We start from the raw sequence: 26,183 nt of genomic DNA on the forward strand, positions 1-26,183 counted from the left end.
GGTGCTCCGCCCCGTCCCTCCACGCCAGTACGGGCGCCCGTCGATCAGACCGGCGGGGTCGGACGAAGGCGCCGGACCTCGGGCGACGACAGGTACCTCTCGGGCACCGGCTGGGCCAGGTAGTCGAGCGTCAGCTCCTGGCCCGCCTCGATCGAGCCCTGCGCCCAGAGTCGTCGTCCGTCGGCGTCGATCGCCACGTTGGGGTGCTCGCTGTGGTTCATGAACCCGTAGCTGGTGCGGATCGGCCGCACCAGCAGCGCCGTCGGCGTCAGCGCGTTCCACTCCAGCGCGTCGACGACCATGGGGCTCGACTCCGGGTCGACGACCTGGCCGTCGAGCACCCCGACCAGGCTGCCGGCGGCGAGGGGCGCGGTGGCGAAGAGGCCGCGACCGTCGATCTCGCTCGGCCGCACCTCGGTGTTCGGCATGGTCACGAGGGGCGCGCCACCGAGGTGCCGCGCGACCACCTCGTCGATGGCGGCCGACGCCGCCTCACCCCGGCGGACGGTGTCGATGATCACCGCCGCCACCGTGGGGCGGACCCGAGCCGGGAGCTCGTGGCCCATCCCGGGGATGGCGTGCAGCGTGGCGGTGGCCAGCTCCCGGGCCAGCGCCTCGCCGTTGCCCAGCGGGAACAGCGGGTCGTCCTCGCCGTGCACCACGGCCACGGGCACGGTCACCTCTCCCAGGCGCTCTCGCCAGCGGTCGCCCTGCGGGGCGATCGGGTGGTTCGTGACCATCGCCTCGAGGTCGCGCGTGCGCTCCACGACGACCGCCGCCAGCGCCCGGGCGTCGTCGGCGGCGAAGGGGGAGCGGTCGCTGCCGAACGGGCGCTCGCCGGCCACCAGGTACTCGACCCAGGCCTCGGCGTCGCCGGGCGGTGGGGGTGGCGCGGAGGCGGCGAAGGCCTCCATGAGCTCGTCGCGGACCTCGGGCAGGTCGGGGTCGTTCGGTCCGTGGGCCACCGGTCGGCTGGCGACGAGGGTGAGCGAGGCCACCCGGTGCGGGTGGCGCACCGCGGCGAGCTGGGCCACCCATCCGCCCTGGGAGAACCCGACCCAGTGCGCGGCATCGACACCCGTCGCATCGAGCACGGCGAGGGCATCGTCGACCAGGTCGGGGAGCCCGTACGACGGTGCTCCGGCCGGGTCCGCCGACGCCGCGCCCGTGTCCCGCTGGTCGAAGCGGATCACCCGCAGCCCGGCCGCCGCCAGGGCCGCGCACAGGTCCGGCCGCCAGAAGTCCATGGACCCTCCGGTGCCGGCCACCAGCAGCACCGGCGGCCCGAGATGCCCCGGGGCGGGCTCGTCGACCACCACGTGCCCGCCCCGGACGGGGACCGTCACCATCTCGCTCGTCGTCGTTGCCATCTCCGGACCTCCACTCATAATATACCGTCCAGACGGTACAGTACCGTCTGGACGGTACAGTAAGTGGAAGGGGCCGACGATGGCAAGAGGCAAGGCGGAGGCGACCCGGGGCCGACTGCTGGACGCGACGAAGCAGATCCTCGTGGAGCGGGGCGTCGGTCAGCTCACGCTCGACGCCGTGGCCGAGCTGGCGGGGGTCTCCAAGGGCGGGCTCCTCTACCACTTCCCGTCCAAGGCGGCGCTGGTCGAGGGTCTGGCCGAGCGGCTGCGCGACTACACCCGGGCCAACCTCGAGCGCGCCGCCGAGGCCGGGACGGTTCGCACCTTCCTCGAGACCTCGCTCCCCCACAGCGCCGAGGCGGAGCACTACTGGGCGGTGTTCAGCGCCCTGCGGAGCGGCATCGACGTCAGCGACGAGACGCGCGACCTCGTCCAGGAGGTCTTCACCGTCTGGAGCGACGCCCTGCGCGCGGACGTCGCCGATCCCGTGCTGGCCGACATCATCCGCCTCGTGGGCGACGGGCTCTACCTCGGAGCCGTGCTGGGCCTCGAACCGCTCGACGCGCCGGCGCTCGAGCGGGTGTTCGCGCGGCTCGACGTCGACCTCCACGGTGCGGAGACGGGCCGCTGAGAGGGGCGATCCCGGGCGGGCGGGTTCGACCGAACGGGTGCGGCTCAGCGGTCCACGACGACGGCCGTGCCGATGAGCTGCTGGCTGTGGACCCGGGCCACGTTGTCGGCGAGGAGGTGGGCCCGCTCGACGTTGGGCCCGGCCCACCCGAGGTCGAGGGTCTCGTGGAACAGGCTGAGCCACCGGGCGAAGTGCGCCGGCGTGAAGGCGTGCTGGGCGTGGATGAGGGCGTGGGCGCGGAACGGGTTGCCGGCGTAGCCCGGGAGGCCGAGCAGGGCCCGACACCAGAAGGCGGTGAGCTTGGGGAGGTGCTCGGACCAGTCGACCTCGGCGACGTCCTCGAACACCGGCCCCAGCAGGTCGTCCATGGCGACGTCGGCGTAGAAGCGGCGCACCATCTCGGCGATCTCGTCGGGGCTGTCGAGGTCGTGCACCGGCGATCGGGGCTGCTCGACGTCCGCGGTGGTGGTGGTCTCGGCCATGGGGCCTATTGTACTAGCACCTGCTAGAAGAAATCCGAGCCGGCCACCCCTGGAGAGCACATGAGCGACGTCGTCGACACCCTCGTCGAGCGAGAGTACGCCTACGGGTTCCACGCCGACCTCGAGTCGGACGTGGCCCCCAAGGGTCTCGACGAGGGCGTGGTCAGGCTGATCTCGGCCAAGAAGGAGGAGCCGGCGTGGCTCCTCGAGTGGCGCCTCGCCGCCTTCGAGCACTTCCTCACCCTCGAGGAGCCGACGTGGTCGAACGTGCACCACCCGCCCATCGACTACCAGGACATGCACTACTGGGCGGCGCCCAAGCCGAAGGGGCCGGCGCCGAAGAGCCTCGACGAGGTCGACCCGCAGATCCGGGCCGAGTTCGACAAGCTCGGGATCTCCCTCGCCGAGCAGGAGCGCCTGTCCGGCGTCGCCGTCGACGCCATCATGGACTCCGTCTCGGTGGCGACGACCTTCAAGGCCAAGCTGGCCGAGGCCGGGGTGATCTTCTGCTCCTTCTCCGAAGCGGTCCGTGAGCACCCCGAGCTCGTGCGTCAGCACCTCGGGACGGTGGTGCCGTTCCGCGACAACTTCTTCGCCGCCCTCAACTCGGCGGTGTTCTCCGACGGGTCGTTCTGCTTCGTGCCCGCCGGTGTCGCCTGCCCGATGGAGCTCTCGACGTACTTCCGCATCAACGCGGCCGAGACCGGCCAGTTCGAGCGCACGCTGATCATCGCCGAGGAGGGCGCCAGCCTCAGCTACCTCGAGGGCTGCACCGCGCCCCAGCGCGACGAGAACCAGCTCCACGCCGCCGTCGTCGAGCTCGTCGCCCTCGACGACTCGTCGATTAAGTACTCCACGGTCCAGAACTGGTACCCCGGCGACGCCGACGGCAAGGGCGGCATCTACAACTTCGTGACCAAGCGGGGGCGGGCGGGGGACCGGGCGAAGATCTCGTGGACCCAGGTCGAGACCGGCTCGGCGATCACGTGGAAGTACCCGAGCGTCATCCTCCAGGGCGACGACTCCGTGGGCGAGTTCTACTCCGTCGCCGTCACCACCCACCGCCAGCAGGCCGACACCGGCACGAAGATGATCCACATCGGGCGCAACACGACGAGCACGATCCTCTCCAAGGGGATCTCGGCCGGTCACGCCCAGAACACCTACCGCGGCCTGGTCAAGGTCCTCCGCTCGGCGACCGGGGCCCGCAACCACACCCGGTGCGACTCCCTCCTGATCGGACCCGAGTGCGGCGCCCACACGTTCCCGTACGTCGAGGTGAAGAACGACACCGCCCAGGTCGAGCACGAGGCGTCGACGTCGAAGGTCAGCGAGGACCAGCTCTTCTACTGCCGCCAGCGGGGTCTCACCGAGGAGGACGCCACGTCCATGATCGTCAACGGCTTCTGCCGAGAGGTGTTCGACGAGCTCCCGATGGAGTACGCGGTCGAGGCCCAGGCCCTCATGCGGCTCACCCTCGAAGGGGCGGTGGGCTGATGCTGCGCATCGCGAACCTCACCGCGTCGATCGGCGGCACGACGATCCTCGACGGGCTCGACCTCGAGATCGGGGCGGGCGCGGTGCACGCCGTCATGGGCCCGAACGGGGCGGGCAAGAGCACCCTCTCCAACGTCCTCGCCGGCCGGGACGGCTACACGATCAGCGGCTCGGTGACCTTCGACGGCGTCGACCTGCTCGCCCTCGAGCCGGAGGAGCGGGCGGCCAGGGGCGTGTTCCTCGCCTTCCAGCACCCCGTGGAGATCCCAGGCGTGGGGAACATGTACTTCCTCCGCACCGCCCTCAACGCCACCCGCCTCGAGCGGGGCCAGCCCGAGATGAGCGCCGTCGAGTTCCTCGCCCTGGCCCGCGATCACATGGCCCGGCTCGACATGGACCCGGCCTTCCTCAGCCGCGCCGTGAACGACGGGTTCTCCGGCGGCGAGAAGAAGCGCAACGAGATCCTGCAGCTCTCGCTGCTCGAGCCGCGCCTCGCCATCCTCGACGAGACCGACTCCGGCCTCGACATCGACGCGCTGCGCGTCGTCGGTGAGGGCATGGAGCGCCTGCGCCAGCCCGACCGGTCGATGCTGATCATCACCCACCACCCTCGCCTCCTCGAGGTCGTGCGCCCGGATCGGGTGCACGTGCTCCAGGGCGGTCGGATCGTCCGATCCGGCGACCACACCCTGGCCGCTGAGCTGGAGGCGGTCGGGTACGGGGCCGTCGCGGGGGCGCCGCGATGAGCAGCACCTCGACCGGCCTGCTCGAGCGGCTCGCCCCGCCGACGCCGCCGAGCGCGCGGGCGGAGCGAGGACGGGTGTGGCTCGCCGCCCACGGGCTCCCGACCTCCCGCGACGAGGCGTGGCACTACGCGCCCGTCGACGTCATCGTCCGCGCCCTCGAGACCGCCACCCCGCCCGCCGACCCGTCCCCGGCGATGTGCCGGGCCGCGGTGGATGACCTCGCCGGCGACCACGGCGGGCCGCGCCTCGTGTTCGTCAACGGTGCCCTCGACCTCGGCGCGTCCGACGTCGGTTCCCCGGTGGACGGTCTGTGGCTCGGCAACCGCGACGGGATGAAGGCCCGGCCGCCGTCCGCGCGCGCCGCCGAGGACCAGCCCGTCGACGGCTTCCACGCCCTCAACTGGGCCGCGGGGCGCGACGTCGCCGCGGTGATGGTCGAGCCGCACGCCCAGCTCGACCGGCCCGTCCACGTCGTCCACGTCGCCGCCCCCGGCGAGGGCACCACCGCGAACCACCCGCGGACCGTCGTGCTCGCCGGCCCCGGGAGCCGCCTCCACCTGATCGAGTCCTACGTCGGGTTCGCCGGGCCGTCGGTCACCAATGCGTCCACGCGCGTCGTCGCCGGAGTCGGGTCGACCGTCACCCAGCACCGCATCCAGGACGAAGCACCGGCCGCCATCCACGTCGGCCGCACCGCCATCGACCTCGGCGCCGACGCCACGGTGCGGGCGACGTCGATCATGACGGGCGGCCGGATCGCCCGGAGCGCGATCGACGTCCGCTTCACCGGCGCCGACGGGCGCGCCGACATCGATGGGCTCTACCTGCCGTCGGGCGACCAGCGCCACGACACCGTCGTCCGGGTCGACCACGGCGCCTCCCGCGGCACGAGCACCCAGCGGTTCCGGGGGATCATCGACGGTCGCGGACGGGGCTCGTTCAGCGGCCACGTCCTCGTCCGCCCCGGGACGACCGGCACCGACGCCCACCAGTCGAACCGCAACCTCGTGCTGACCCCGACCGCCCAGGCCGACACCCGACCGTGGCTCGAGATCCTGGCCGACGACGTCCGCTGCACCCACGGCGCCACCGTGGGGCGCCTCGACGACGACGCACTGTTCTACCTGCGGACCCGCGGCATCCCGTGGGAGACGGCGCGAGCCATGCTGATCGCCGCCTTCGCCGCCGAGGTCGTCGACACCATCACCCCGACCTCGCTGCACGACCGGGTGGCCGCGTCGGCGGCGCTGCGGGGCGGGGGCTGAGCGGTGGCCTGGTCGCCGATCCGGCTCCTGCGGGACTGCCCGGCCACGACGGTGCCCGCCGGGCAGCGCGTGCTCCTGTCCGAGGGCGGCGAGGTCGAGGTCGTCCAGCGGCTCGGGGGGAGCATCACCGTGCGCACCGAGCTGGGATCGCTCCTGCGCATCGACGCCGTCGACGCCGACGCCGTCGGCCTCGAGCCGCCAGACAGCGACGCCGAGCCCGCGGACGACGAGGGCTCGTTCGCGATGGACCGCGTCCTCGACGCCCTGGGCCAGGTCTACGACCCGGAGATCCCGGTGAGCATCGTGGACCTCGGGCTGGTCTACCGCTGCGAGGAGCTCCCCGGCCCGCTCGGCACCCGCCGCATCGAGATCGACATGTCGATGACGGCGCCGGGGTGCGGGATGGGTGACGTGCTGCGCGCCGACGCCGCCCGAGCGGTCATCGCCATGCCCGGTGTCGACGACGTCGAGGTCACCCTCGTGTGGGACCCGCCGTGGACGATCCACCGCATGTCGGACGCCGCCCGCCTCCAGCTGGGGATGCTCTGAGCGTGGCCGCGAGCACGCGGCGCGCCCGCGATCAGGGCTCGGCGTAGGTCCAGTCGTGGCGCTTGCGGGCGTAGGCCTCGTCGTAGGTCGCCCGGCCGTCGGCCAGGTCGACCAGCCGCGGGAAGGGCCGGCTCGCCGGGCGGGGGCAGCGGTGCTGCTCGACGTGCTCGGCGAACTCCTCGGGGAAGGCGCGCAGGACGCTGCTGACGACGAGCTGCTCCTGGACCGGGAGGTAGCAGCGGTTGCCGTCGGTGACGCGCTGGAGCCAGCCGCCGATGGCGGCGAGGTCGTCGTCATCGCCGTCGCCGGCCTCGATGCGGGCGAGGTGGGCGGTGATCTCGCCCGAGCCGATCTTGCACGGAGGGCACTGACCGCAGGACTCGATGGCGAGGAACCGGGACATCTGGTGGGCGACCCCGACCATGCACGCCGTGTCGTCGTGGACGATGAAGCCCGCCGCGCCCATCCCGCTGCCGATGGCGGCGAAGCCCTCGTAGCTCACGGGCGTGTCGAGCTGGTCGGCCGTCACGACGGGGTTGGCGACCCCCGAGAAGACGGCCTTGATGCGCCGGCCGGGGTGGATGCCGCTGCCCACGCCGTCGATCGCCGCGCCCAGCGGGGTGCCGAGCTCGACCTCCCCGACGTCGGGCGCGACGACGTCGCCGACGACGGTGGCGACGATGGTCCCGGGCGACTCGTCGGTGCCCATGGTCCGGAACCAGTCGGCGCCCCGGGCCAGGATGTGGGGCACGTTGGCCAGGGTCTCGACGTTGTTGACGAGCGTCGGGTTGGGCTCGTCGGTCCGGCGGTCGGCGCCGTGCGGCCCCGCCTCCCAGCCGGCCTGGGGGGAGGAGGCGAACAGGCCCTGCTCGTAGGGCGGGAACCACCGGGGGAGAGGGGGCTTGCCCTCGATCACCTCGAGCATCGCCTTCTCCTCGCCGAACAGGTACTCGTCGGGGCCGCCGACGATGGTGACGGTGCAGTCCGAGCAGATGCCGGCGTCCTGGAGCTCCTGGACGGCGCGGGTGACGGCGTCGATCTCCCGCTCGAACGACGCCTTGAGGCAGATGAAGACCTCCTCGGCGCCGATGGCGAACCCGGCGATGACCATGCCCTCGACGACCTGGTAGGGGTTCGCCCGCAGCAGGGCCCTGTCCTTGAACGTGCCCGGCTCGCCCTCGGCCCCGTTGACGACCAGGTACCGACGGCGGGCGGTCTGGCCGGCGATGCCGGCCCACTTGCGGCCCGTGGGGAACCCGCCGCCGCCACGTCCCCGCAGCCCCGAGGCGGCGATCATCTCGATCGTGGCCGCCGGGCCGATCCGCTGCGCCGTCTCGACGCCGAGGCCGCCGTGCTCGGTGGCCAGGTACGCGTCGAGCGAGGTGATCGGCTCGGGCGGCAGGAGGAAGGTGCTCATGTCGGTCCTTGGCGGTCGGGGGGATGACGGCGAACGGTCGTCTTGATGTCTACGACGGCGGCGCCGGCGGCGCTGGCGGCGAGCGAACCAGCCCGCGATCGACCCGAGATTAGTTCTGCTCTACGCTAGAACTATGAACGAGACGCGCGCATGGAACCCCGACGACCTCGCCGCATCGTGGGCCTCGCCGCCAGGGTTCGGCCGGTGCGTCGGCATCGGCAGCGGCATCGGCGTCGCCCTCGCCTTCGTCGGGATCGCGGTGCCGAGCGTGCTGTCGGGGTTGGAGTGGGAGTCGGCGGTCGGGTTCGGCGCCTTCGTCGCCTTCTGGGGCGGACTGGGCTTCGGCAGCATGATGGGAGGCGTCGCCTACGTGACGGGGCTGGAGGAGGCCGCGGCCGCGGACGCGGCCCTCGAGGCACCGGAGGCCGCGGAGGCCGGCGCACCGCCGGAGCGCGAGGGACCTCCGTCGACCCCCGAGAGGTCCGACGACCGTCGTGTCGCCTGACCGCACCGCGACCGACGGCGGAGGCGCATCGGACGCGGCGCCGTCCGGGCGACGTCCGGCCCGACCGCGAGCGCCCTTCCACGTGCGCACCCGGGAGGGCCGTGTGGTGGTCGTGCTGGCCGATGCGGTGGACGCCGCCACCACCGACCGCCTCGTCGGTTGGCTGCGCGAGGCGCCACCGGAAGGCCCCGTGGTGATCGACGTCGGTGGCGTGACCCTCCGACGAGACGAGCTCCGCGCCCTGGACGAGCTCGTGGTCGCGCTGTCGGACCTCGACCTCTACCTGGCGTGCCCGCGTCTCAGTGGTCGGCGGTTGCTGACGCACCTGCTCCCGAGCAGGCCGCTGGTCGTGTCGTCCCCGAGCGATGCCGCCCCGTGGGGCCGGGATCCTGGTGACGGGTGCTGGTCGGGTCGATCCGGACGGCGTCCGGCGGACCGCCGCCCGGAACCCCCTGTCGGCGCCACGCCGCCTCGGTGACGCCCCGGACGGCCGAGGAGGCGGCGACGTGACATCCCGGGCACGTGCGCGGGCAGCACCCCGGCAGCCTGCAGGAAGGCGTGGGCTGAGGTCGGGCCGACGAACCGGAACCCGTCGGCGCGGAGGTCACGGGCGAGCTCTCCTGCCGCCCGCGCCTGACGGGGGTCGTCCGGGTCGGTGCCCACCACGCCCCGGCGGGACCAGACGAGCTCCTCGAGCCCGCCGTGTCGGCGGAGCGCGATCGTCGCCTCGGCGTTCGTCCGCGCCGCCGCGACCTTCGCACGGTTCCTGATGACCTCCCGGTCCTGCCCGATCACGTGGAGGTCGTCGTCGGTCAGGGCGGCGACGTGGTCCGGGTCGAAGGCGCCGAACGCCCGGCGGAGGGCGGGTCGCTTCTGGAGGACGATGAGGCACGACAGCCCCGCCTGGAACCCCTTCAGGGCGAGCCGCTCGTAGAGCGCTTGCTCGCCGTGGGCGGGGCGCCGTCACTCGGCGTCGTGGTAGGCGAGCAGCAGCGGGTGGTTGAACGCCCATCGGCACCGGGCGATCCCGTCATCGCCGACGCCCAGGCGTGCGTCCGTGGCGGTCCTCACGCCTCGGTGGTCAGCCGGCAGCGCAGACGGCACTGGGCGTTCCGAGGGTCCTTGGGGACGAGCTCCTCGACGACCATGCCCCCGACCGCCTCGGCGACCCCCTGGGCCAGGCCGAGGTGGATGTCGCAGATGGTGTCCGGGTCGGTGAGCACGGCGGAGGTGAAGGGGCAGGTCTGGAGGGTCACCGCCACCCGGTCCCCCCGGTGGCGGGCGGTCGGGTCGAAGCCCTGCCGGGCCATCTCCTCCACGAACGCACCCGTCGGGTCGTCGGTCGGCGTCGCGCCCCGCCGGAGGCGGAGCCCCGCCCGCCGCCCGACCTCGACCGGGGTCTCGCCGGTGCGGGCCAGCTCGGTCAGCAGCACGGCGAGCCGCTCGTAGGGGCCCATCGGGCCCCACCGACCGTCGGCCGCCGGGTCGACGGTGTAGCGCAGCCGGGGCCGGCCGCGCCCGGTCGGCGCCGCGGTGCTCTCGACCACCAGCCGGGCGGTGACCAGCTTGGCGAGGTGCTGGCGGATGGCGTTGTGGTTCAGCCCGAGGTGGGCGGTCAGCTCGGCGACGTCGGCGCCGTCGTCGGCGTCCACCAGGTACCGGAAGATCTGGTGCCGGGTAGGGTCACCCAGTGCTCGTGCCTGCTCTTGGAGGGTCGGCATGGGCGCCCCGATCTCGTGCTCGTCGATGGGGCGGTCCTCCCGCACCCCGGCGCCGGCAGTCTAGTAGCGACTAGGAATATTCGTCGCAGCGTCCCGTGCGCCACGGGGCCGGGCCGGCGACCGTGGACAGGACCTCGTGAGATGGCGATCACCGACGCGGTCGAGACGCACCTGATCCTCGGCCTCAACCTCGCCGCGACCTTCGTCTTCGGGTTCAGCGGCGGACTCGCCGCCGTCCGGGCCCGCCTCGACGTGTTCGGCGTCGTCGTGCTCGCCGCCGTCGTCGGCCTGGCCGGCGGGATCACGCGCGACCTGCTGATCGGCGTCCCGCCCGAGACCGTCCGGGATGGTCGCTTCCTGATCGCCGCCGCCGCGCCCGGCGTGGTGTGCTTCGTCGCTCGGAGGGGGCGGGACCGGCTCCAACGGGCGGTGCTCGTCTTCGACGCCGTCGGCCTGTCGCTCTTCTGCGTCACCGGTGCGACCAAGGCCCTGCGGCTCGGCCTGGGCCCGGTCCAGGCGGTCGTCCTCGGGGCGATCACCGGCATCGGCGGCGGCATCGTGCGCGACGTTCTGCTGCGCGAGGTGCCGACCGTCCTGCGCACCGAGCTCTACGCCGTGCCGGCGCTCGCCGGCGCCGCCGTCGTCGCCGTCGCCCACCGGGCGGGGAGCGATGCCGGTGCGTTCGCGGTGGTCGGGGCGGCCGTGTGCCTGCTGCTGCGCCTCGTCGGCCTGCGCTACGTCATCAACCTCCCCGTCGCCGACGACGGCCCCCGCCCCCGGGGTGAGGGGGGATCGGAGCGGTGAGGGCGCCCGTGGCGCGAGGCGGGTCGGGGGGCATCGAGATGACGTGATGTTTGCCGAAATGGGGTTGAGGGCAGGCCGGCTGCATGTCCGAGGCCGCCGCCTCCCCCGCTGACCTGCGCGCCTTCGCCGACACCGCCGACGGCATCGACGATGCCATCACCCGCGCCGGGTCCCGCCTCACCGCCGCCGCCGCCGCCTGGGCCGCGTCGGGGCCGGCCTACGGCAGCTCGGTCGGCGCCGGCACCGGCGCCGAGGTCACCGAGGTCGCCCGGGACTGGGCCTACACCACCGAGTGGGTCCGCCTGGTCGCCGCCCGCTTCGTGGCCGCCGACTCGACGCCGACGTCGTTCGGCGTGGTGGTCGGCGACGACGAGCACTTCGCCGGGCGGATCCCCCCGGCCACCGAGGACGAGGCCGAGGCCGAGGCGGCCGCCCTGGCCGACGAGTGGTTGGCGCTGCTCGACGAGACCGGCCTCTCCGAGGACGAGCTGGCCGAGATGGCCGGCGTCTCCGTCGACGACGCCGAGGCCATGGCCGAGCGGTTCCCCGAGCTGCGCGACCTCCTCGAGCGGGTCGAGGCCAACAGCGCCCTGGAGCCCTTCAGCGCCGCCTTCGTCGAGCAGCTGGGCGCCGATGGCGTGACCCAGACCGTCGAGGCCATCCACCTGCTGGGCGAGGCCCAGTTCGTCGTCGGCACCGGCGACCCGGAGTCGACCTTCGCCAACGCCGACCTGTCCCACGATCTGCTCGCCCCGTTCGACCGCGTCGTGCTGGCCGGGCTCGACGACGACCGCAACCAGGCGGTGGCCGACGACCTGCTCACCGCCGACACCCCGCGGGAGATCCACGACCTCGCCCTCCTGCTCGCCCATGGCGACGGGGCCCCGTCCTTCATCGCCGACGCCGCCGAGCTGGTCCTCCGCTACCGCCGCGAGGACCCGTTCAGCCGGGTCCCGTCGCCCCCGAGCTGGAACCGCCTGTACGTCACCGACCCCGCCCTCAACGCCGACGAGCTGCTCGCCATCCGGATCCTCGACCGCAGCCCCGAGGCCGCCTTCGAGTTCGTCACCGAGACCGACGGTGACGGCGTCTACACCGGCAACGCCGACCTCCTCGTCCACCCGCCCAACATCGACGCCGTCGAGGCCCTCACCGGCTACTTCGACGACGACATGGACGACCAGGACCTCCGGGACGAGTACCTGGAGGCTGCCGGCGGCGCCATCGAGGGCGCCTTCGCCGTCTGGCCCGAGAGCCCCGACTCGCCCCCGGGGACCGATCGCGCCGCCGCCGACGCCTTCGGGGTGGTCGTGCACCACACCGGCGACGGGGACGTGCCCGACCTGGTCAAGCGCTCGATCGCCCGGGTCGGCGCCACCACCTTGATCATGGAGCAGATCGCCCTCCACGGCGACGACGCCTCCCGGCTCCACGCCGGCGACGACGCCCTGTGGAACGTCGACGACGACGTGGTGCGGGACTTCTTCCAGGAGCTGGCCTACGACAACGACGGGCCGGGGTCGGCGCTGGAGATCATCTCCCACGGCGTCGGGGCCTACGGCCAGCGGGAGCTCCAGGCCGGCGTCGACGACCTCGTCCAGGACGGCGAGCTCCGCTACGACCACATGGCCGACGAGCTCGACCGGGTCGGCTCCCTGTGGGGCAACCTCGGCGCCGGGATGCAGGAGCTCAACGACGACGAGCTCAGCGCCGAGCAGCGGCGCGACGCCCTCCTGGCCGGCATCAACGGCGGCGGCCGGGCCCTGGGGGGCGCCCTGATCACGATCTCGCCCGCCACCGGGGGGACCTCGGCGGCCGCCGGGCTCACCGTCTACGCCCTGGTCGAGGGGGGCACCCGCCTGGGCGACTCGCTCGACGAACCCGGGCTGGTCGACGTCGACGGCTTCAAGGACGAGGCCCGGACGCTCACCTACGCCCAGATCGAGGCCATGGTCGAGGCCGACCCCGAGCTGGTGGCCCTGCTGGAGGGTGAGGACGGCGATCTCGAGGGTCCCCTGGCCACGATCTTCGGCCACGTCGACGGGCAGATGCTCGACAAGCTGTTCGAGGCCGGCGCCTGACCGGCGGCCCTCACACCAGGCCCGGCCCCGTCATCCACACCACGGGGGAGTCGGCCAGGCTGCGGCCGCGGAAGCCGAGACCGACGCCGTCGAGCACGTAGACCCGGCCGTCGTCGTCGACCTCGACCCCCACCGGGGCGTCGAACCGGAGGTCCTCGACGGGAGCGGTGTCGGCGTCGGCGTCGCCGGTGCCCAGCAGCGGCTCGAGCGGTCCGCCGGCGACCGGCCCGGCCCACACCACCCGGCACCCGGTGTCGGCCACGACCAGCATGTCGCCGTGGCGGGCCACGTCGACCGGCGCCGGGGCGCCCTCGACGCCGTCGGGGCAGCCGGGCAGGTCGCCCCGCTCGGTGACGGTGCCGTCGGCGGCGACGGCCCAGAGGGTCCGGCAGCCGGGGTCGGCGACGATCGCCCCGTCGTCGGTCGCCGCCAGGCCGTGGGGCATGGACTGGGCACACCCCTCGGCCGCCAGGTCCACCGTGAGCGTGTCGCCGGCGCCGGCGCGACGGACCGTGGCGGGCGTGCGGTAGGTGCGCCAGAGGCCGCCGTCGCCCTCGGCGAGGGAGCCGAAGACCTGCTCGGCGTCGGGCACGGAGCCGTCGGTGGGGGCGACGGGCGTGCGCGCCGCGGGGTCGGCGAGGGCGATCTCGTCGGCCAGAGCGCGGGTGTGGACGGTCGGCACCAGCACGGTGTCGGCCCGCACGAGGGGGTCGCCCGCCGAGAACGAGGCGTCCGTCCCCTCCCCGTCGGGAGCCAGGACCCGGACCGTGTCGGCGTCGGGCTCGAGCACCCAGACGCCGGCCTCGCCGTCGCCGGCCTCGGCGGCGACGGCCACGGTGCCGTCGGGGCCGACGCCCAGGCCGGTGACGTCGGCCAGGTCGGCGGAGCGGGCGTCGACCCCGTCGGCCAGCTCGGCCTCGCCACCGCCGAGGATCCGGGTCACCTCGCCCTCGTCGGCCGAGGGGCGCCCGCCGTCGCCGCCGAAGAGGCCGCAGGCCCCCAACCCGATCATCGCGGCGGCGAGCCCGATGCGGGTTGCCCAAGATCGTCCCGTCACTGGGCGTGCGCCGGCTGACCTCCGCCCCCGCCGCCGGCGGGCGCGTCCTCGGCGGCGGCGGCGTCGTTGCGGCGGCGCTGCTCGGCGTTGGCCGACTCCCAGGCGTCGATGAGCCGCCCCCGCTCCCGTGAGCAGCGGTCGGCCAGGCCGGTGGCGGTGGTCGCCTGGTCGGCCACGGCATCGTCGAACTCCCCCCGGTTGATGCCCCGCCAGTGGGTGCGGGCCCCGGCGGCGGCAGTGGCGCGGTCGGCCACGCCCTCGTTGAGGGCCGTGGCCGCCGCCCGCAGCTCCCCGGCCAGGTCGGCGGCCAGGGCGTGGTCGAAGTCGACGGCAGGGGCCCCGTTCTCGGGGCGCACGATCGGGGGAAGGTCGCTCATGGCCCCTCATGGTTCCCCGATGGCTGTCGGGCAACCCTCCGCCTGCGCCGGTCGGGGTCAGGCCATGGGCAGCCCGGCGGGGGCGGCGCTCTCCCAGGCGTCGTCGACGTGCACGACCCGGCGCCCGGCCCGGTCCAGGAGCGAGGCCCCGATGGAGGCCCGGTAGCCGGACTGGCAGTGCACCCAGACCTCGCCGTCGGGGACCTCGTGCTCGCGGCCCTCGAGGTCGTAGAAGGGGATGCCGACGGCGCCGTCGATGTGGGCCTCGTCCCACTCGTCCGGTCGGCGCACGTCCAGCACCACGACCTCGGCCCGGTGAGCCCGCTCCTCGGCCAGGTCAGCGAAGGTCGCTCGGCGGTAGCGGGCCACCGCCCGGTCGCCGGCGAGCCGCTCGGTCGGGCCCGTCGCCGCCCCCGCGGGGTCGTCGATGCCGATCCGGACCAGCTGCCGCTTGGCCTCCACGACCTGGTCGGCGGTGTCGCCGACCAGCGTCAGCGGTGTCCCCCACGGGATCGTCCAGCCCAGGAAGGTGGCGAACGGGTCGGCGAGCTCCACCGAGATCGTGCCCGGGACGTGACCGGCGGAGAATGCCGTGCGCTCCCGCAGGTCGACCACCCACTCGCCGGCGTCGATGCGGCGGCGCAGCTCGGACGGGTCGACCTCGGCCGGGATGGACAGGTCGGCCTCGTCGGCCCCCTCGGCGTTCCGCACCCCCATGTGGGCGTAGTAGCGGGGGTAGGCGGTGAGCCCGGCCACCAGCTCGGCCACGAAGGAGTCCTCGTCCTGGGTCAGGGCGTTGTTCTGCTCCTTCTCCCGTCCGATGGTCGACTCGGTGCCCTTCGTCTCGGTGGCCGAGCAGAAGCTGCCGAAGCCGTGGGTGGGGTGCACCTCGACGTCGTCGGGCAGGCGCTCGGCGAGCCGTCGCGCCGATCGGTGCTGGGCCCGGGTCAGCTCCTCGGTCCGGTCGGGGTCGACCAGATCGGTGCGACCCATGGCGCCGAAGAGCATCGAGCCGCCGGTGAACACGGCGACCTCCTCACCCCCGACCGCCAGGACGTAGGAGAGGTGGGTCAGCGTGTGCCCGGGTGTCGCCACCGCCGTGATCTCCATCGACCCCGCCGTCACCGTCTCGCCGTCGCTGATCGGCGTGCGGTCGAAGGCGACGTCGTCGGCCGCGTTGACCACGTACGCGGCCCCGGTGCGCCGGGCCAGGGCGAGACCGCCGGAGACGTAGTCGTTGTGGATGTGCGTCTCGAGCACGTGGGAGACCGGGACCTCGCCGACGACCGCCAGCACCCGGTCGATGTCGCGCTGCGGGTCGATGACCGCAGCCGCCCGACCGTCGGTCACCACGTAGCTGCGGTCGCCCAGACCGCTCGTCTCGACCACCCGGATGTCGACCATGCCGACGCCCTGGCTCGGATCGCCGTCCCGAAACAGGTTGACGAACATACCCCCCGGGGGTATACCGGAGGAGACGGAAGCGGAGGACGCACCATGAGCACCTCGACCACCCACCCCCGGAACGGCCCCCAGGCCCCGGACCACCACGGTGGCCACGGCGAGCACGAGGGACACGGCGATCACGGCGGCCACGGCGACCACGGCGATCACGCCGAGATGTTCCGCCGGAAGTTCTGGATCAGCCTGGTCCTCACCCTGCCCGCTGTCGTGTACAGCGAGATGGTCCAGGACTGGCTGGGCTACACGGCGCCGTCCTTCGCCGGTGACGAGTGGGTCGCCCCGCTCTTCGGGGCGACCGTCTTCCTCGTCGGCGGGCCCGTGTTCCTGCGGGGCGGCTGGTCCGAGCTGCGGAGCCGCCAGCCCGGGATGATGCTGCTGATCTCGATGGGTCTGCTGGTGGCGCTCGGGGGGTCGGTGGCCACCGAGCTGGACCTCATCGACGTGGACCTGTGGTTCGAGCTGGCCACCCTCGTCACGATCATGCTGCTCGGCCACTGGCAGGAGATGAAGGCGATCGGCCAGGCCCGCGGGGCGCTCGCCGCCCTCGCCGAGCTCCTGCCCGACGAGGCCGAGCGGGTGACCGAGGGTGGTGTCGAGACCGTCCACCTCGCCGACCTGGGCGTCGACGACGTCGTCCTCGTCCGCCCCGGCGGTCGGGTCCCGGCCGACGGCGTGGTCGTCGACGGCGCCGCCGAGCTGGACGAGTCGATGGTGACCGGCGAGTCCCGACCCGTCGCCAAGGGCGAGGGCGACCGGGTCGTCGCCGGCACCGTCGCCACCGACTCGTCCATCCGGGTGCGGGTCACCGCCCTCGGCGAGGACACGGCGCTGGCCGGCATCCAGCGGCTCGTGGCCGAGGCCCAGACGTCCCGGTCGCGGGCCCAGGCCCTGGCCGACCGCTTCGCCGCCCTGCTCTTCTACGTCGCCGTGGCCGCCGGGCTGGCCACCCTCCTCGTGTGGAACCTCGTCGGCGACACCGACGCCGCGGTCGTCCGCACCGTCACCGTCCTCGTCATCGCCTGCCCCCACGCCCTCGGGCTGGCCATCCCGCTGGTGATCTCGCTCTCCACCTCGGTGTCGGCCCGGGCCGGGATCCTCATCAAGGACCGCCTCTCCCTCGAGCGCATGCGCTCCATCGACGCCGTCCTGTTCGACAAGACCGGCACCCTCACGAGGGGCGAGCACGTCGTCAGCGCCGTCGTCGGCGTCGATCGTGACGACGACGACGTCCTGCGCCTCGCCGCCGCCGTCGAGGCCGACTCCGAGCACCCCCTCGCCCGCGCCATCGTGCGGGCCGCCGAGGAGCGGCGCCTCGGGTCCGCCCGGGCCACCGGGTTCCAGGCCACGACCGGCCGGGGCGTCTCGGCCACCGTCGACGGGCGCCTCTACCAGGTCGGGGGGCCGGCCCTGCTCCGGGAGGCGGGCCTCACCGTCCCCCCCGAGCTGGCCGACCCGGTCGAGACGTGGAGCGGGCGGGGTGCCGCGGTCCTTCACCTGGTCGAGGAGGGCCGGATCATCGGCGCCCTCGCCCTCGAGGACGAGGTCCGCCCGGAGTCCCGCGAGGCCATCGACGAGCTGCACCGGCTGGGCATCCGGGCCGTGATGATCACCGGCGACGCCCGTCCCGTCGCCGAGGCCGTCGGGCGCCAGCTCGGGATCGACGAGGTGTTCGCCGAGGTCCTGCCCGAGGACAAGGACAAGGCCGTGTCCGACCTCCAGGCGCGGGGCCTCTCGGTGGCCATGGTCGGCGACGGGGTCAACGACGCCCCGGCCCTGGCCCGCGCCGACGTCGGCCTCGCCATCGGCGCCGGCACCGACGTGGCCATGGAGTCCGCCGGCGTCGTGCTGGCCTCGTCCGACCCCCGCAGCGTCCTCGGCGTGATCCGCCTGTCCTGGGCCAGCTACCGCAAGATGGTCCAGAACCTGGCCTGGGGGGCGGGGTACAACCTCGTCGCCATCCCCCTCGCCGCCGGGGTCCTGGCCTTCGCCGGCGTGAGCCTCTCGCCGGCGGTGGGCGCCATCTTGATGAGCCTCAGCACCATCGTCGTGGCCGCCAACGCCCAGCTCCTGCGCCGGGTCGACCTCACCGCCGGCGACGCCTGACGGGTTCCGCTCCTGTCGATCCCATCGGCCGTCGACGGTGGATCGGGATCGACGGGACGAGCCGGAGAGCCGGCCGGGCCCCGCTCCCCGGGGCGGAGGCGAACCCTCAACGACCAGGGCGAATGGCCGACGGTTCCCCCGTGGCGATCGTGAGCGAGGGGGAGCCGGGGACGGCGGAGATCGCCGCGATCTCCCGCGCCGTCGCCGCCTCCGCCGCCGACCGCCGCCGGGAGACGCGGGACACGACGCTGATCGCCGGGCTGGTGGCGCTGGCCGCCCTCCCGCTCTGGACGACCTTCGACGCCGTGCTCGTCCCCGCCCGGGCCGGCGAGTTCCTCGTCGCCCGACTCCTCGGCGAGGCGGCCATCGGCCTGGTGTGGCTGGCGCTCCGGTGGCGCCGGGTCGGGGAGCGCTGGCCCGAGCAGCTCTCGCTCCTGATGGTGGTCGCCCTCGAGCTCACCATCGCCTGGATGGTCCCGCAGGCCGGCGCCGAGGTCGAGGCCTACCTGCTGGGCCTGACCCTCCCGTTCTTCGCCACGGCCTTCCTCGTGGTGTGGCGGTGGCCGATGACCGTCGTGCTGGCCGTCGTCACCGCGGTCGCCATCGCCGTGTCCTCGATCGGTGCCGACCCTGGTCTGACCGGGCAGCAGGTCACGACCGCGGCGTTCTACGGGCTGACCGCCGTGGCGTTGGTGATCTCCGCCCAGGTGTACCGCGAGCGCCGTCGCTGGCAGCACCACCTCACCCAGACCGCGCTCGAGTCGGAGCGGACGCGCAACGCCGCCCTCGTGGAGGAGCTCGAGCAGCTCAGCCGCGAGGACCCCCTGACCGCGGTCGGGAACCGGCGGGCGTGGGACGAGCGGCTGACCGCGGAGATGCTGCGGGCCCGCCGCCGCGGCCGGCCGCTGTCGGTCATCATCTGCGACCTCGACCACTTCAAGGCGGTCAACGACCGGGGCGGCCACATCCTGGGCGACGCCGTCCTGCGCACGTCGGCCGCCCTCGTCTCGGACCTCGTCCGCGAGACCGACTTCGTCGCCCGCCTGGGCGGCGACGAGTTCGCCGTCCTGTGCCCCGACACCTCGCTGACCCACGCCGCCGACGTGGCCTCCAGCATCCGTGACGCCATCCGGGGCGAGGCCTTCGGGCGCGGCGCCACCATGACCTGCTCGATCGGTGTGGCGGAGCTCGAGCGGGGCGACGCCAGCACCGAGGCCCTCTGCCACCGGGCCGACGGCGCGCTCTACGAGGCCAAGATCCACCGGGACACGGTGCGCTGCGCCGTCCCGACGGCGGCGGCGCACGAGCCGGTGACGCTCCCCGTCACCGGCCGCTGAGCCTCGACGCTCACACCTGAGGCCGCCGCCGCGGCCTCTCCACCGGTGTGTCCGCGGCCGGCGCTCAGGCGCCGGGGGTCGGCGGGATGGCCCCGCCGTCGGTGCTCTCGGTCAGGGTGTGGCCGCACGCGCAGGAGTACTCGTCACCGTGGGGGCACGGGACCTGCACCTGGATGCGGCACCCGCAGTCGTCGTTCGAGCAGCTCAGGACGGTGCCGGGGGCGACGGGCATCGGGGACCTCCGCAGGAGTGGTCGGGATCGCACGGCTCCCCACCGGGACGGGCGGTCAAACGCCTGCGCCCGGGTAGGGGGCGGCGGTGTCGCCGTCGACCTCTCCCCGCGGCCGGGCCCGGGTCGGCTGCTCGGGCTGGGACTACAAGCCGTGGAGCGGGCCGTTCTACCCGGCCGGCCTGCCGGCCCGGCTCCGCTTCTCCCACTACGCCGAGCAGTTCGACACCGTCGAGCTCAACGCCACCTTCTATCGGCTGCCGGCTGTGTCCACCGTCGAGGGGTGGCGGGACCAGGCGCCCCCCGGGTTCTGCTACGCGGTGAAGGTCAGCCAGTTCGCGACGCATCGGCGCAAGCTGCGGGAGCCGGCCACGTGGGTGCCGAACCACCTGGACCGGGTCGAGCACCTCGGCGCCCACCTCGGCCCGAACCTCCTGCAGCTGCCGCCCCGGTGGCGGCGCGACACCGCCCGGCTCGACGAGGCCCTCGCCGCCCTGCCCCGCCGGCTCCGCTGGGCGGTCGAGCTCCGGGACCCCGACTGGGTCCACGACGACACCTTCGCCTGCCTGGCCCGCCACGACGTGGCCCTCTGCATCCACGACCTGATCGCCGACCACCCGTGGGTCACCACCACCGACTGGACCTACGTCCGCTTCCACGGCCCCGATGCGAGGCGGGCGCCGTACGCCGGGCGCTACACAGGGCGCCGCCTGTGGCGGGTCGCCGAGAGGCTGGGGGAGTGGCAGGACGGCGGGTGCGACGTCTTCGCCTACTTCAACAACGACCAGGGGGCCCACGCCCCGGTCGATGCGGCCTGGCTGCGCGACCGCCTGGCCGATGGCGGGCGTTGAGGCCGCGTCGTCAGGTCGTGCGCAGCAGCGGGGCCAGCGCCGCCAGCAGGTAGAAGGACCCGACGACGGGGACGACGTCGGTCCCGGCGGCGGTGGCGGCGATGAAGTCCGCCGCCCCCGACGCGTCGGCGGCGATGGTGACGTCCAGCGCCGGGGCCCGGTCGTGGGCCAGGGCAGCCAGCGCGGCGGGATCCATCGACGGCCCGGACGGCACGTCGCCGCCGCGGATCGGGAACCCCACCACGCACAGGCGGTCCGCCTCGGCGGCCACGATGTCGACGAGGGCGGCGGCGTCCTTGTCGGCCTTGCAGCCCAGCACCCACGGCCGGGGGCGGCGGCCGTGCTCGCGGTGGAGGCGCTCGACGAAGGCGGCCAGCTTGATCCGGTTGTGGGCCCCGTCGAGCAGGGCGCGACCGCCGGCGGGGAGGGCGACCGCCTCGAACCGGCCGGGGAGGGCCAGGGAGCCGAGCGGCGGCAGGCGACGGGCCAGGTCGTGACCCGTGTGCGCCCCGAGCACCTCGAGCGCGGTCCGGGCCACGGCCTCGTCCTCGACGAGGTGGGGCACGTCGGTGGGCGCCGGTGCGGGATCGACCCATCGGACCCGGCAGCGTCTCGCGGCCGCGGTGTCGGCCAGCACCGCCTCCACCTCCGGGTCCTCGGGCCGCAGCACGACGGCCTCGCCGTCGACGGTCAAGATGCCGGCCTTCTGGGCGGCGATGGCGACCTCGGTGGCCCCCAGCACCGCCTGGTGGTCGAGACCGATCCGGACGATCACGGCGAGCTTGTCGCGCCGGCGGATGGTGTTGGTGGCGTCGAACAGCCCGCCCAGGCCCGTCTCGACCACCACGAGGTCGCAGCGCCGGTCCCGGAAGTGGAGCAGGCTCATGGCCAGGGTGACCTCGTAGGACGTCGGCGGGCCGTGCGGCCCGTCGCCCATGGTCCGCACGGCGGGCAGGACCCGATCGAGGAGGGCGACGACCTCGTCCTCGTCGGCCTGCTCGCCGTCGACGGCGAAGCGCTCCCGCAGGTCGTACACGTGGGGCGACACGTGGAGGCCGACGCGGAGCGGGCCCGATGCCGCTGCCGCGATGGCGGTAGCGACGGTGCCCTTGCCGGCGGTGCCGGCGACGTGGACGGCGGGGATGGCGTCCTGGGGGTCGCCGAGGGCGGCCATGAGCGCCTGCGAGCGGGCGAACCCGTCGCCCTCGCGGAACAGGCCGTCGGCCGTCTGGAACAGGTCGACCTCGACGAACGACTCGACGTCGGCGAGCGTCGTCGGCGCCCACGGGGAGCCGGACCGGTGCCGCCCGGTCGTCACCCCGCCCCCTCGAGCGGCCGCCGGCCGAGCGCCACGTCGAGCGCCGCCTCGTAGGCCGTCACCGCGTCGGGCCGCGCCGCGGGGAGGGCCCGGACGAGGTGCTCGAACGACCACCCGGAGTTGACCTCCATCACCGCCACCCGCCCGGCGTCGTCGGTGAGGAGGTCGATGGCGGCGACGGCGAGGCCCAGCGACCGGCGGGCCCGGGTGGCCAGGTCCCGACCCTCGTCGGTGCCCTCGTCCACGCCCCACGAGGTGATCGTGGCCCCGAGGGCCAGGTTGAACATGGGCAGGGATCCGTCGCCGGGGGCGGGGGCCTTGGCGTAGCGCAGGACGGGCTCGTCGCCGAGGAGGACCCAGCGCTCCTCGGCCACCACGGCCACCAGCGGCTGGACGACGACCGACGGCTCCGGGCCCAGCAGGTCCTGGACCGCGGCCCACGCCGCGACGGGGTCGTCGGCCCGGTGCACGTCCGCACCCGAGGTCCCCTCGTTGGGCTTGACCACCACCGGCGGCGACACGCGGGACAGGACGTCGTCGAACGCGGCCCGGGCGGTCCGGCCGTCGACCCACCCCTGGCGGTCGTCCCGCAGGATCAGCTCGGCGGGGACGACCGGCAGGCTGTCGGCGGCCAGACGGGCGGTGGCGGCGGCCTTGTCCCGGGCCAGGGCGGCGGCGACGGCGGTGTTGAGCGACAGCTGGTAGCCGAAGACCTCGAGGTGGCGGTGCCCGTCGCCCACGCGGACGAGCCAGCCGCCGGCCTCGACGTCGTGGCCCAGCCCCCGGCGCGCCGCGATCTCGCCGAGGGCCCGGACCACGAAGCGGTCGCGGGCGGCCGTCGCCATCAGACGGCGCGGGTGCCCTCGGGCCGCCCCGCCGCCCACCGCAGTCGGTCGGCGAGGCGGAGCTCGGGATCCACGGCGACGTCGGTCGTCAGGACCTCGAGCACGGTGAGGAACCGGCGGACCTCGGCCACGTCGTGGACCCGCAGGATGACCCCGGGGCCGCTACCCACAGCAGCCACCGCCGCCAGCGTGCCGGCCAGGCGCTCCTGGGGGCGCGTGGCGGTGAGGGCCCCGATGAAGTCCTTGCGGGAGAGGGCGAGCAGCAGCGGCAGCCCCTCGGGGTCGATCTCGTCGAGGGCGCGCAGGACCTCGACGGTCTGGGCCGGGGTCTTGGTGAAGTCCGGCCCGGGGTCGACCACGATGGCGTCGTCGGCGATCCCGGCGGCCCGGGCCTCGGCGACCTTGTCGGCCACGAACCGGCGGACGACGCCGACCACGTCGCCGTCGTACAGGTCGGTCTCCTGCAGTCGCTGCTTGGGCGGGGCGGCGGTGTGCATGACGACCAGCGCCGCCCCCCGGTCGGCCACCAGCGGGGCCAGCGCCGGGTCGCGGAGGCCGCTCACGTCGTTGACGATGTGCGCACCGGCGTCGAGGGCGGCGGCCACCACCGCGGGCTTGTAGGAGTCGACCGAGACCACCACGTCGGGGGCGGCGGCGACGATGGCGGCCACGAGCGGCACGACCCGCTCGCGCTCCACGTCCGGGTCGACCTCCGGCACCCCGGTGCTGGCGGACTGACCGCCGACGTCGAGGACGGTCGCCCCCTCCGCCACGAGGGCCAGCGCCTGGTCGACCTGGGCGTCGAGCGGACGGGCGCCGGGGTCGGAGAAGGAGTCGGGGTTGGCGTTGACGACACCCATGAGCACCGGGCGGGACAGGTCGAGGGTGCGATCGGCGAGGCGGAGGCGGGTGCGCAGGGGCCGGGTCACCCCGGTACGTTCGCGCGCCGCACGCCCCCGCCCTCAGCCGAGGTGCTCAGCCCTCCCTCGAGGAGCTCTCGCCGCCACCGGTCTGCGACGGGCGGGTCCCGCCGGGGCTCAGGGTCTGGTCCTTGCTGTAGCTCAGCGGGACGAGGTACCAGGTGACGGCGGCGAGGAGGACCACCGCGGGACCGATCCAGCGCGCCGGCGTGTCGGAGAAGGCGGCGTCGCCCACCACGTAGAGGGCACACCCGATGGCCAGCCCGAGGCAGGCGGCTCCAGCGATCGCCAGCCGGTTGGCCGTCCGGATCATCTCCTCCTTGGTGCCCTCCCGGAAGCGCAGCCGGTGATGGACGGTCGGGGCGATGAGGAGGACCGACGCCACCGCCGCCAGGGTGATGGCGGCGATGAACACGGTGCGGGACTCACCGTCGACCTTGTCGAACCCGCCGGAGAACGGCGCCGTGAGCAAGAAGGCCAGGAGCACCTGCACGCCCGGGAGGGCGACGCGGAGCTCGCCCAGCAGCTGGTCGAGCTCCCGGTTGAGCCGCTCGTGCTCGGTCTCGGCGGAGGAACCGGGGACCTGGTCGCTCACGGGGCGATCTCCGTCGGCATCGTGGGGCTCCTCTCGCCGGGCGGCGCCCTACCCGACGGGAGCGCGGACCACACTCGGCGCGTCGGTGGTGAGCGGCCGCCTGCGCCCGTCGGTTTCCCGGCCCGCCGACGGGGAGGGGCGAACCGGAGGTGCACACATGCAGAGCACAGGTGGAGACATTGGCGACGACGCCGTGGACGACGTCGAGCAGTTCCTCGCTCCCGACGACGACACGGCGGCGGGCCAGGACATGGCCAGCGACAACGATCCGGCGGAGGGCGAGGAGGGCAGCGCCTCCGGCCTGCCTTCGTCCGGCGAGGATCCCAAGGGCGGCGCCCCCTCGAGCTGACGACCGTTTCCGGGGGGCGGGGGTCGGGCAGCGGCGCGGAGACCGATGCCGACCCGGAGTGCCGACCGTGCCCCCTCGCCCCCAACCGACGCCTGCATCCGGCGCCGACCCGACCCCCAGCGAGAGCGGGCCCATCGGCCCTGTGCCCGAGGCCAACCGACCGGGGCACCACCCGCCCGTCGAGCAGGACAAGCCCCGGCGCCGGCCCCCGGTCCCCAAGGGAGCGCGACCGCGCACCACGACGTGGAGGTTCCGCTACGACTGGCCCGTGGCCGCCGCGTCGCTGCTCGCCGGCGCCCTCCCCGGCCGGAGCGAGGTCGAGGTGGGCGAGACGCACCTGCGGGTCCGCTACGGCGTCTGGTCGCTCCGCACCGAGCTGACCAACGTGGCCGACGTGACGATCACGGGCCCCTACGCACCCACCAAGGTCGGGGGCCCGCCCCGGCTGTCTCTGAAGGACAGCGGCGTCACCTTCGGCACCACGACGGCCCGCGGCGTCTGCATCGGCTTCCACCGACCGGTGCGGGCCGTCGACCCGCTCGGGCTGGTGCGCCACCCGGCCGCCACCGTCACCGTCGAGGATCCGGAGGCGTTCAGGAAGGAGCTCCAGGCCGCCGTCCGCCGGGTGAGCTGACCGACGCCCGGGCCGGCAGGGTTTCCCGCGCCGAGGCGCCGGGGAGTCGCAGCCATGGCCCTCACCGCCGTCGCCCTCAGCTGCACCCTCAAGCCCACGCCGTCCGAGTCGAGCACGGATCTCCTGTGCCAGCAGATCCTCGACGACCTGGCCGAGCACGACGTGGAGGGAGCGCTCATCCGGGTCGTCGACCACGACATCAGGCCCGGGGTGACCTCCGACGAGGGTGAGGGTGACGCCTGGCCGGCCCTGCGCCAGGAGGTCCTCGACGCCGACATCCTCGTGCTGGGCACGCCGATCTGGATGGGGCAGATGTCGAGCGTGTGCAAGCGCGTCCTCGAGCGGATGGACGCCTTCATCAGCGAGACCGACGAGGGCGGCCGGCTCATCACCTTCGACAAGGTGGCCGTGGTGGCCACCGTCGGCAACGAGGACGGGGCCCACGCCGTGGCCGCCTCGACCTACCAGGCCCTCTCCGACGTCGGCTTCACGATCCCGCCCAACGGCCAGGCCTACTGGGTCGGCGAGGCCATGGGCTCGGTCGACTACAAGGACCTCGACGCCCCGCCCGAGAAGGTCACCGAGACCGTCGCCGACGTGGCCCGCAACGCCGCCCACCTCGCCCGGCTGCTCCAGGCCGACCCCTACCCCGCCTCGGAGTAGCAGGGCGGCGGCGGCCTCGTTTCCCCGCAGGCCTCGCGGGGAGGACCGCGGCCATGAGCGACCAGCAGCGAGCCGAAGCCCTCGACGACGACAAGCTGGGTGCGGAGGTCCCGCCCGAGGAGCCCCTGGGGGTCGAGGAGTACGGCACCACGCCGGCCGAGGAGGCCTGGGACGAGCCCCTCGAGGAGCGGATCGCCCGCGAAGAGCCCGACGTGCCGGTGGGCGACCACGAGCGCGGCGAGCCGAGCGACCCGACCCTCTCGGACGTCGCCCAGGAGCGCGAGGGTGCGGTCCCGGCCGAGGAGGCCGCCCTCCACGTCGTCGAGGACCCGGAGGCCTGACCCGGCCCTCGGCCCGGCGCCGGGGGGTACCG

General features: G+C 74.2%; 27 protein-coding genes and 1 pseudogene. 15 read left to right on the top strand and 13 right to left on the bottom strand.

Annotated features, from left to right (window positions below):
- Positions 1-44: 44 nt before the first annotated feature.
- Entirely contained in the window at positions 45-1,370 is a 1,326-nt protein-coding gene (locus HC251_RS02735) for an alpha/beta fold hydrolase (RefSeq protein ID WP_219943793.1), read from the bottom strand.
- Between the two features lie 79 nt (positions 1,371-1,449).
- Here HC251_RS02735 and HC251_RS02740 point away from each other — a divergent pair, with 79 nt between their 5' ends.
- Positions 1,450-2,001 carry a TetR/AcrR family transcriptional regulator gene (locus HC251_RS02740; RefSeq protein WP_219943794.1) on the top strand — a complete coding sequence of 184 codons (552 nt, stop codon included), beginning with the start codon at positions 1,450-1,452 and terminating at the stop codon, positions 1,999-2,001.
- A 44-nt stretch (positions 2,002-2,045) separates the two neighbouring features.
- On the opposite strand, the gene HC251_RS02745 is transcribed toward HC251_RS02740, so the two are convergent.
- Positions 2,046-2,483: a group III truncated hemoglobin gene (locus HC251_RS02745; protein ID WP_219943795.1), complete on the bottom strand. Its 438-nt coding sequence runs from the start codon at positions 2,481-2,483 to the stop codon at positions 2,046-2,048.
- Between the two features lie 60 nt (positions 2,484-2,543).
- Here HC251_RS02745 and sufB point away from each other — a divergent pair, with 60 nt between their 5' ends.
- From sufB to sufT, 4 genes are read left to right on the top strand one after another with little or no spacing between them, the layout of a single operon-like run.
- Positions 2,544-3,980, top strand: coding sequence for a Fe-S cluster assembly protein SufB (sufB, locus tag HC251_RS02750; protein ID WP_219943796.1), 1,437 nt, complete (start codon positions 2,544-2,546; stop codon positions 3,978-3,980).
- A complete protein-coding gene (gene sufC / locus HC251_RS02755; RefSeq protein WP_219943797.1) occupies positions 3,980-4,726 on the top strand; it encodes a Fe-S cluster assembly ATPase SufC in 747 nt (248 codons plus the stop codon). Before sufB ends, sufC begins: the two co-directional genes overlap by 1 nt.
- Entirely contained in the window at positions 4,723-5,991 is a 1,269-nt protein-coding gene (gene sufD / locus HC251_RS02760; protein WP_219943798.1) for a Fe-S cluster assembly protein SufD, read from the top strand. The genes sufC and sufD overlap by 4 nt, the downstream gene beginning before the upstream one ends.
- A 3-nt stretch (positions 5,992-5,994) precedes the next feature.
- Positions 5,995-6,540, top strand: a complete 546-nt coding sequence (gene sufT, locus HC251_RS02765; protein ID WP_219943799.1) for a putative Fe-S cluster assembly protein SufT — start codon at positions 5,995-5,997, stop codon at positions 6,538-6,540.
- Between the two features lie 31 nt (positions 6,541-6,571).
- Here the strand turns inward: sufT and HC251_RS02770 are convergent, their stop codons facing one another.
- Entirely contained in the window at positions 6,572-7,957 is a 1,386-nt protein-coding gene (locus tag HC251_RS02770) for an NADH-ubiquinone oxidoreductase-F iron-sulfur binding region domain-containing protein (protein WP_219943800.1), read from the bottom strand.
- A gap of 133 nt (positions 7,958-8,090) precedes the next feature.
- Here HC251_RS02770 and HC251_RS02775 point away from each other — a divergent pair, with 133 nt between their 5' ends.
- A complete protein-coding gene (locus HC251_RS02775; protein WP_219943801.1) occupies positions 8,091-8,462 on the top strand; it encodes a hypothetical protein in 372 nt (123 codons plus the stop codon).
- Positions 8,463-8,741: 279 nt separating this feature from the next.
- On the opposite strand, the pseudogene HC251_RS26160 reads toward HC251_RS02775, so the two are convergent.
- Together HC251_RS26160 and HC251_RS02785 are read right to left on the bottom strand one after the other, a co-directional pair.
- Positions 8,742-9,410, bottom strand: a pseudogene (locus HC251_RS26160) (DNA-3-methyladenine glycosylase I); the annotation flags it as partial.
- A 119-nt stretch (positions 9,411-9,529) separates the two neighbouring features.
- A complete protein-coding gene (locus HC251_RS02785; RefSeq protein WP_219943802.1) occupies positions 9,530-10,228 on the bottom strand; it encodes a metalloregulator ArsR/SmtB family transcription factor in 699 nt (232 codons plus the stop codon).
- A gap of 96 nt (positions 10,229-10,324) precedes the next feature.
- On the opposite strand from HC251_RS02785, the gene HC251_RS02790 reads away from it, so the two are divergent.
- Together HC251_RS02790 and HC251_RS02795 are read left to right on the top strand one after the other, a co-directional pair.
- Positions 10,325-10,987: a trimeric intracellular cation channel family protein gene (locus HC251_RS02790; RefSeq protein ID WP_219943803.1), complete on the top strand. Its 663-nt coding sequence runs from the start codon at positions 10,325-10,327 to the stop codon at positions 10,985-10,987.
- 83 nt (positions 10,988-11,070) lie between these two features.
- A complete protein-coding gene (locus HC251_RS02795; RefSeq protein WP_219943804.1) occupies positions 11,071-13,068 on the top strand; it encodes a hypothetical protein in 1,998 nt (665 codons plus the stop codon).
- 10 nt (positions 13,069-13,078) lie between these two features.
- Here HC251_RS02795 and HC251_RS02800 read toward each other — a convergent pair whose 3' ends face one another.
- Genes HC251_RS02800 through HC251_RS02810 form a run of 3 tightly spaced genes read right to left on the bottom strand, consistent with a single transcriptional unit; the run spans position 13,079 to position 15,906 of the window.
- On the bottom strand, positions 13,079-14,080 hold the full coding sequence (locus tag HC251_RS02800) for a hypothetical protein (RefSeq protein WP_219943805.1): 1,002 nt from the start codon (positions 14,078-14,080) through the stop codon (positions 13,079-13,081).
- A 41-nt stretch (positions 14,081-14,121) separates the two neighbouring features.
- Positions 14,122-14,502: a hypothetical protein gene (locus HC251_RS02805; protein ID WP_219943806.1), complete on the bottom strand. Its 381-nt coding sequence runs from the start codon at positions 14,500-14,502 to the stop codon at positions 14,122-14,124.
- A 57-nt stretch (positions 14,503-14,559) separates the two neighbouring features.
- A complete protein-coding gene (locus tag HC251_RS02810; RefSeq protein WP_219945603.1) occupies positions 14,560-15,906 on the bottom strand; it encodes a rhodanese-like domain-containing protein in 1,347 nt (448 codons plus the stop codon).
- Between the two features lie 93 nt (positions 15,907-15,999).
- On the opposite strand from HC251_RS02810, the gene HC251_RS02815 reads away from it, so the two are divergent.
- On the top strand, positions 16,000-18,069 hold the full coding sequence (locus HC251_RS02815) for a heavy metal translocating P-type ATPase (protein WP_255566582.1): 2,070 nt from the start codon (positions 16,000-16,002) through the stop codon (positions 18,067-18,069).
- 140 nt (positions 18,070-18,209) lie between these two features.
- Positions 18,210-19,406: a diguanylate cyclase gene (locus HC251_RS02820; RefSeq protein WP_219943807.1), complete on the top strand. Its 1,197-nt coding sequence runs from the start codon at positions 18,210-18,212 to the stop codon at positions 19,404-19,406.
- A gap of 64 nt (positions 19,407-19,470) precedes the next feature.
- On the opposite strand, the gene HC251_RS02825 is transcribed toward HC251_RS02820, so the two are convergent.
- Positions 19,471-19,638, bottom strand: coding sequence for a hypothetical protein (locus tag HC251_RS02825; protein ID WP_219943808.1), 168 nt, complete (start codon positions 19,636-19,638; stop codon positions 19,471-19,473).
- 86 nt (positions 19,639-19,724) lie between these two features.
- On the opposite strand from HC251_RS02825, the gene HC251_RS02830 reads away from it, so the two are divergent.
- Positions 19,725-20,486, top strand: coding sequence for a DUF72 domain-containing protein (locus HC251_RS02830; protein ID WP_219943809.1), 762 nt, complete (start codon positions 19,725-19,727; stop codon positions 20,484-20,486).
- Between the two features lie 10 nt (positions 20,487-20,496).
- Here HC251_RS02830 and HC251_RS02835 read toward each other — a convergent pair whose 3' ends face one another.
- The 4 genes from HC251_RS02835 to HC251_RS02850 are packed head-to-tail and all read right to left on the bottom strand — an operon-like array spanning position 20,497 to position 24,164.
- Complete coding sequence (locus HC251_RS02835; RefSeq protein ID WP_219943810.1) at positions 20,497-21,804, bottom strand: folylpolyglutamate synthase/dihydrofolate synthase family protein; 1,308 nt, start codon at positions 21,802-21,804, stop codon at positions 20,497-20,499.
- Positions 21,801-22,649 (bottom strand): RimK family alpha-L-glutamate ligase, encoded by an 849-nt coding sequence (locus HC251_RS02840; protein WP_219943811.1) that lies wholly within the window; start codon positions 22,647-22,649, stop codon positions 21,801-21,803. The genes HC251_RS02835 and HC251_RS02840 overlap by 4 nt, the downstream gene beginning before the upstream one ends.
- Positions 22,649-23,578, bottom strand: coding sequence for a dihydropteroate synthase (gene folP, locus HC251_RS02845; RefSeq protein WP_219943812.1), 930 nt, complete (start codon positions 23,576-23,578; stop codon positions 22,649-22,651). The genes HC251_RS02840 and folP overlap by 1 nt, the downstream gene beginning before the upstream one ends.
- Before the next feature lie 46 nt (positions 23,579-23,624).
- Positions 23,625-24,164: a DUF6328 family protein gene (locus HC251_RS02850; RefSeq protein ID WP_219943813.1), complete on the bottom strand. Its 540-nt coding sequence runs from the start codon at positions 24,162-24,164 to the stop codon at positions 23,625-23,627.
- 157 nt (positions 24,165-24,321) lie between these two features.
- On the opposite strand from HC251_RS02850, the gene HC251_RS02855 reads away from it, so the two are divergent.
- From HC251_RS02855 to HC251_RS02870, 4 genes are all read left to right on the top strand, one after another.
- On the top strand, positions 24,322-24,513 hold the full coding sequence (locus tag HC251_RS02855; protein ID WP_219943814.1) for a hypothetical protein: 192 nt from the start codon (positions 24,322-24,324) through the stop codon (positions 24,511-24,513).
- Between the two features lie 142 nt (positions 24,514-24,655).
- Positions 24,656-25,147: a hypothetical protein gene (locus HC251_RS02860; protein WP_219943815.1), complete on the top strand. Its 492-nt coding sequence runs from the start codon at positions 24,656-24,658 to the stop codon at positions 25,145-25,147.
- A 54-nt stretch (positions 25,148-25,201) separates the two neighbouring features.
- Positions 25,202-25,810 carry a flavodoxin family protein gene (locus tag HC251_RS02865; protein WP_219943816.1) on the top strand — a complete coding sequence of 203 codons (609 nt, stop codon included), beginning with the start codon at positions 25,202-25,204 and terminating at the stop codon, positions 25,808-25,810.
- A gap of 53 nt (positions 25,811-25,863) precedes the next feature.
- Positions 25,864-26,151: a hypothetical protein gene (locus tag HC251_RS02870; RefSeq protein WP_219943817.1), complete on the top strand. Its 288-nt coding sequence runs from the start codon at positions 25,864-25,866 to the stop codon at positions 26,149-26,151.
- Positions 26,152-26,183 lie beyond the last annotated feature (32 nt).

This window comes from Iamia sp. SCSIO 61187 (genome assembly GCF_019443745.1).
GTDB lineage: Bacteria > Actinomycetota > Acidimicrobiia > Acidimicrobiales > Iamiaceae > Iamia.